6 protein-coding genes are annotated in these 4,766 nt (G+C 38.6%); 2 read left to right on the plus strand and 4 right to left on the minus strand.

Going from position 1 to position 4,766, the window contains the following annotated elements:
* From AACU98_RS00340 to pabB, 3 genes are all read right to left on the minus strand, one after another.
* The coding region (locus AACU98_RS00340) for an L-serine ammonia-lyase (RefSeq protein WP_161735334.1) at positions 1–1,354 on the minus strand (1,354 nt) is incomplete at its 3' end.
* 185 nt (positions 1,355–1,539) lie between these two features.
* Entirely contained in the window at positions 1,540–2,100 is a 561-nt protein-coding gene (locus AACU98_RS00345) for a CoA pyrophosphatase (RefSeq protein ID WP_049213218.1), read from the minus strand.
* Positions 2,087–3,514, minus strand: coding sequence for an aminodeoxychorismate synthase component 1 (gene pabB, locus AACU98_RS00350; protein ID WP_409542045.1), 1,428 nt, complete (start codon positions 3,512–3,514; stop codon positions 2,087–2,089). The genes AACU98_RS00345 and pabB overlap by 14 nt, the downstream gene beginning before the upstream one ends.
* A gap of 79 nt (positions 3,515–3,593) precedes the next feature.
* Here pabB and AACU98_RS00355 point away from each other — a divergent pair, with 79 nt between their 5' ends.
* Both AACU98_RS00355 and yebF read left to right on the plus strand, forming a co-directional pair.
* Positions 3,594–3,776: a YoaH family protein gene (locus AACU98_RS00355; protein WP_004243469.1), complete on the plus strand. Its 183-nt coding sequence runs from the start codon at positions 3,594–3,596 to the stop codon at positions 3,774–3,776.
* 97 nt (positions 3,777–3,873) lie between these two features.
* The gene (gene yebF / locus AACU98_RS00360) at positions 3,874–4,269 is read left to right on the plus strand and encodes a protein YebF (protein ID WP_004248304.1); all 396 of its coding nucleotides are present in this window, start codon (positions 3,874–3,876) and stop codon (positions 4,267–4,269) included.
* A 116-nt stretch (positions 4,270–4,385) separates the two neighbouring features.
* Here yebF and AACU98_RS00365 read toward each other — a convergent pair whose 3' ends face one another.
* The gene (locus tag AACU98_RS00365; RefSeq protein WP_004243467.1) at positions 4,386–4,610 is read right to left on the minus strand and encodes a DNA polymerase III subunit theta; all 225 of its coding nucleotides are present in this window, start codon (positions 4,608–4,610) and stop codon (positions 4,386–4,388) included.
* Positions 4,611–4,766 lie beyond the last annotated feature (156 nt).

Raw genomic sequence — 4,766 nt, forward strand, 5'->3', positions numbered from 1 at the left:
ATTGAACTTTTATTGCTAATCCACCACGAGAGGTTTCGCGATATTTTGCGTTCATGTCTTTACCTGTTTCGTACATGGTTTCAATCACTTTATCAAGTGAAACTCGTGGTTCACTGGTACGACGTAATGCCATACGAGCAGCATTTACCGCTTTAACAGAGGCAATTGCATTACGTTCAATACAAGGAACTTGTACTTGTCCTGCCACAGGATCGCAAGTTAAACCTAAGTTATGCTCCATACCGATTTCAGCAGCAACACAGACTTGTTCAGGGCTAGCACCGAGTAATTCAGCAAGTCCTGCGGCAGCCATTGAGCAAGCAACGCCCACTTCGCCTTGGCAACCGACTTCAGCGCCAGAAATAGAAGCATTCATTTTGTAAAGAATACCAATCGCTCCTGAGGCTAAGAAATAACGGGTATAAATTTCAGGCGTGACCTTTTCAATACAGCGATCGTAATAAGCCAATACAGCTGGAACAATACCACATGCGCCATTAGTTGGTGCGGTGACCACTCGTCCACCTGCGGCATTTTCTTCATTCACTGCCAGTGCAAACATATTGATAAGATCAACGACTTTCATCGGATCGTTTGACAGGCTATTACTGGAAGTTAATAAACGATTTAGTGACGCAGCACGACGAGGAACACGAAGTGGTCCCGGTAATACGCCTTCGGTATTTAAACCATGCTCGATACACTCTTGCATGGTTTTATAAACATCAGCAAAATAGGCACTAATTTCGGCTTGAGTATGAAGATCTAGCTCATTTTTCATCATTAAGCTAGAGATTGATAATCCGGTTTCTTTACAATGTTTTAATAACTCTTCAGCGCTTGCATAAGGATAAGAAACAGGTTGGCTGTCAAGCACAGATTTGCCGAAGTTTTCTTCATCAACAATAAATCCACCACCAATAGAGTAGTAGGTTTTACGATAAATTTCTTTGTCACCTGCAAAGGCATGAATTGTCATGCCATTTTCATGTAATGAAAGATTATCATTGCTAAAATGCATACTTTCAGCTGGAAAATCGACAACTTTTAATCCATTTGCTAATGGTAAACGGCCAGTTTCTTCAACTTCACGAATAAAACCGGGAATGCTGTCAATATCGACAGTAGCGGGTGCATTACCTGCTAAGCCCATAATAATTGCGATATCAGTGTGGTGACCTTTGCCTGTCAATGACAATGAGCCGTATACATCAACAGCTACGCGAGTGACAGACGCAATCAGATCCTGGCTGACTAAATCATCGACAAATTCTTTCCCCGCTTTCATGGGGCCTACGGTGTGAGAGCTAGATGGCCCAATGCCCACTTTAAACATGTCGAAAACGCTAATCACGTCAGACTCCTTAATAAGAGTGAGGGTTAAAAAAATAATAAAAATATAGTTATTTATAGTAAGGGGAGCGTTTTTACGATTATATCGTCCCGTTAATAGTCTAGTTTACAACATTTTTTTAAAATAGCTAAGTACAGTTGTAGTGGTGACGATAAAAAGATAGCGTAGGGTAATAAAATAATAAATTAAGTAATATGCAACGCGAGGTTATGTAAAATAGCTGCGGTTAGTCCCCACACCAAATGCCCTTCATAAGGGTAAAAATAGATGCGATGCATTTTACCGGCACGACGAAAATCTAACGGTAAATAGCGCTGAGTATTGAGTACATAACTTAATGGCATTTCAAAGACAGAAGCGACTTCTGTGGGATTATGCCGTAAAGATAAATTGGGGGGGATCACCCCGACAATGGGGGTTACTAAATAACCTTCTGAACTGCGTAATGGGGCTAATTGGCCGATCACAGAAACCATACTGGGCGGAATATCGACTTCTTCATGGGCTTCACGTAATGCCGTTTCAATGAGGCTTTTATCTTGTGGATCGCGTTTCCCTCCGGGGAGCGCAACTTGTCCGGCATGAGAGCGCAACGTTGATGCGCGCTCTGTTAAGAGGAGCGTTGGATTAGGCTTATTGATAATCGGCAGTAAAACCGCTGCCGATTTTTTAGCATCAATAGGCTGATTTACCGGCTCGGGTAAAGTAAGTTGAAAGCGATTGATAAAGGTATCAATAAGTGTCATCGGGAGAAACTTCACTTAAAACAGTTAATATTTGACCAAGTTTATCAAAGGTTTCTTGGTACTCTTGTTCGGCAACGCTATCAGCGACAATTCCACCCCCCGCCCAACAGTAAATTTTATTTTTTTCCGTCAGTAGGGTTCTAATTGAGATATTAGTATCCATCGTACCACAAAAACTAATATAGCCAATGGCACCACAATATCCATGGCGACGATGTGGCTCTAGTTCTTCGATAATCTCCATTGCTCTAATTTTAGGTGCGCCAGTAATGGAGCCACCGGGGAAGGCCGCACGTAATAAGTCAGTTGCGTTTAAATTTTCTGGAAGTTCAGCGGTAATGGTGCTGACTAAGTGGTGTACGGCGGGAAAGCGTTCAACAACGAATAATTCAGGTACTTTGACTGATCCTGTTGTGGCAACTTTACCAATATCATTGCGCATTAAATCGACAATCATTAAGTTTTCAGCACGATCTTTACGAGAATTGGCCAACAATTGCGCTTGTTCATCATCTTCATCGGGATGCGCTTTACGGGGAAGGGTACCCTTTATTGGACGTGTTTCAATTTTATGATCACTTAAATGAATAAAACGTTCAGGAGAAATACTCATAACAAAATGATGAGGTAAATGCATAAAAGCAGAAAATGGCGCTTTATTCGCTTGATTTAGTGTTAAAAACGCATTCCATTCATCACCGCTATAATTAGCACAAAAACGTTGTGCTAAATTGACTTGATAGCAATCCCCTGAAAGTAAGTATTGATGAATTTTAGCAATTTTTTCATTGTATTCATCACTACTCATATTTGATTGCCATGGAGAAGTTAAGACAAAAGGTTCTTTTTTTTCTATTGTGTTATTATCAGCGTGCTTTGTTAGCCATTGGAGACGTGCGTCAATATCTTGGTAGCTTATTAATGTGGCTTTTTTCAGTTGATGGTCAACAATTAGTGCCCAATCATAAATACCGATAGCCATATCAGCGAAATTAAGTTCATTTTTTGCTAATTCTGGTAATATTTCAATGCGACGACCTAAATCGTAACTCCATATACCTAATGCGCCACCTAGAAAAGGAAGCGTTTCATCACTGACTGGATGAAAATTAAAAGTGTCTAATGCTGTTTGGATAAGCGTAAAGGGATCTTTTTTAGAGCGTTTGACTCGACCGGTTTTCTCTTTAATAGTGGTAATTTGTTTGCGTGTTTCTAAGGTAATAGCAGGATCGGATACAACAATATCAAAACGATTATGGTGATGTTCGGCAAAACCTGAATGCAGTAAACTAGACCAAGACAAAGAGGCGATAGGTGCAAATACCCGTAATGCTAAATCAGGGGTATAAGTTAATTCACGTTGCTGTAATTGCATATCCATTTTATGACCATTTAAACAAGTATTCTGTATCATTTACACTATCAATCATTAGTTCAGTGATTGCATTATTGTAAAGACCAACATAGAAATCGATTAAGATAAGAGTAACATTATGTTTCTAGGAATGCCTACATTAACACATGAAGAACAACAAAAAGCAGTAGAAAAAATTCAACATCTGATGTCCGAAGGTATGAGTAGTGGTGAGGCGATCCAATTGGTCGCTCAAGAATTAAGAGAAAAACACACGACTCGTGAATCAGTCTCTATTGTGTTTGACGATGACAATGATTAAAACATTTTTTTAACAAATGTCACAAATACCCTGTTTTGCTTATGCTATGCTTAATAGAAACTCGTCCTGCTTTAAGGGATATTTTCGGGAGGTTATTATGAAATTAAGCAAATTAGTTGGTCAAACAGGGATACTTGGTGCAGGTCTTTTTCTTGCGGTTTCTTTTGGAGCCTCTGCAGAAAGTGTCACAAATGTGAATAATGATAATAATGTTGTGCGCTCAGCCCCTTTTGCTAGTTGTGTTAATCTTGATAAAGAGCAACTTGCCACTAGAGTGAAAAATGATTATTTACTCAATCGATTACCTCGCTGGCAGGATGATAAAAAAGCACTAGGACCAAAACCTGTGGCGAATATTAATGCGAACGATGTTATCAAAAGAGATAATAGCTATCATGTTATCTTGGATGTAAGAGGTGCTCGTACCGATCTACGTTACAATGTTGAAGTTAATTGTGATGAGAATAAAATTACCTATATATCAAGTAAATAGTATGATTTAACTGATAAGAAATAGCGATTTTTCGCCCATTTTTTATATCATTACTTGAAAATAAAAAAGAGATAAACGTAAATGTTTATCTCTTTTTTTAATACTGAGCACGGTATTTATTTCGACTCAAAAGGTAAGCGAGAATAGTGTTGGCTTCGTGCTCGATAAAAGGTCACTCTTTCTTGAAAATAGCTTTGTAAAGCTTGAGGTTGCTCTCTTGCTATCGCATCAGCCACTACTGGCATATTATAACGCTCTTTAAAGGCAACCCCTGAAGCGGCTAGGTTGACATTAATTTTATCTTTTTCTTCTTGTGTAAGTTCAGCAAGGTTATAACCCATCGTACTTTCTCCCTTGTTATATGAGAGTAAAGTAAAAGAGAGCGATGAGTAATGCAAGTAACTAAAAGAAATTATTTTAAAAAATTTTAAAAAAAGAAATAGAAAGCAATTGTATAGATAATGGATAAAAAACTTTATTACTAATAGTTATTAGTA

This window comes from Proteus sp. G4380 (assembly GCF_963885725.1).
In the GTDB taxonomy this organism is placed as follows: domain Bacteria; phylum Pseudomonadota; class Gammaproteobacteria; order Enterobacterales; family Enterobacteriaceae; genus Proteus; species Proteus mirabilis.

What these genes read in the sequence shown, in the direction of transcription:
- AACU98_RS00345 (WP_049213218.1), bottom strand. Translation starts at nt 2,100, where the DNA reads ATGACACTTATTGATACCTTTATCAATCGCTTTCAACTTACTTTACCC.
- pabB (WP_409542045.1), bottom strand. Translation starts at nt 3,514, where the DNA reads ATGATACAGAATACTTGTTTAAATGGTCATAAAATGGATATGCAATTA.
- AACU98_RS00355 (WP_004243469.1), top strand. Translation starts at nt 3,594, where the DNA reads ATGTTTCTAGGAATGCCTACATTAACACATGAAGAACAACAAAAAGCA.
- yebF (WP_004248304.1), top strand. Translation starts at nt 3,874, where the DNA reads ATGAAATTAAGCAAATTAGTTGGTCAAACAGGGATACTTGGTGCAGGT.
- AACU98_RS00365 (WP_004243467.1), bottom strand. Translation starts at nt 4,610, where the DNA reads ATGGGTTATAACCTTGCTGAACTTACACAAGAAGAAAAAGATAAAATT.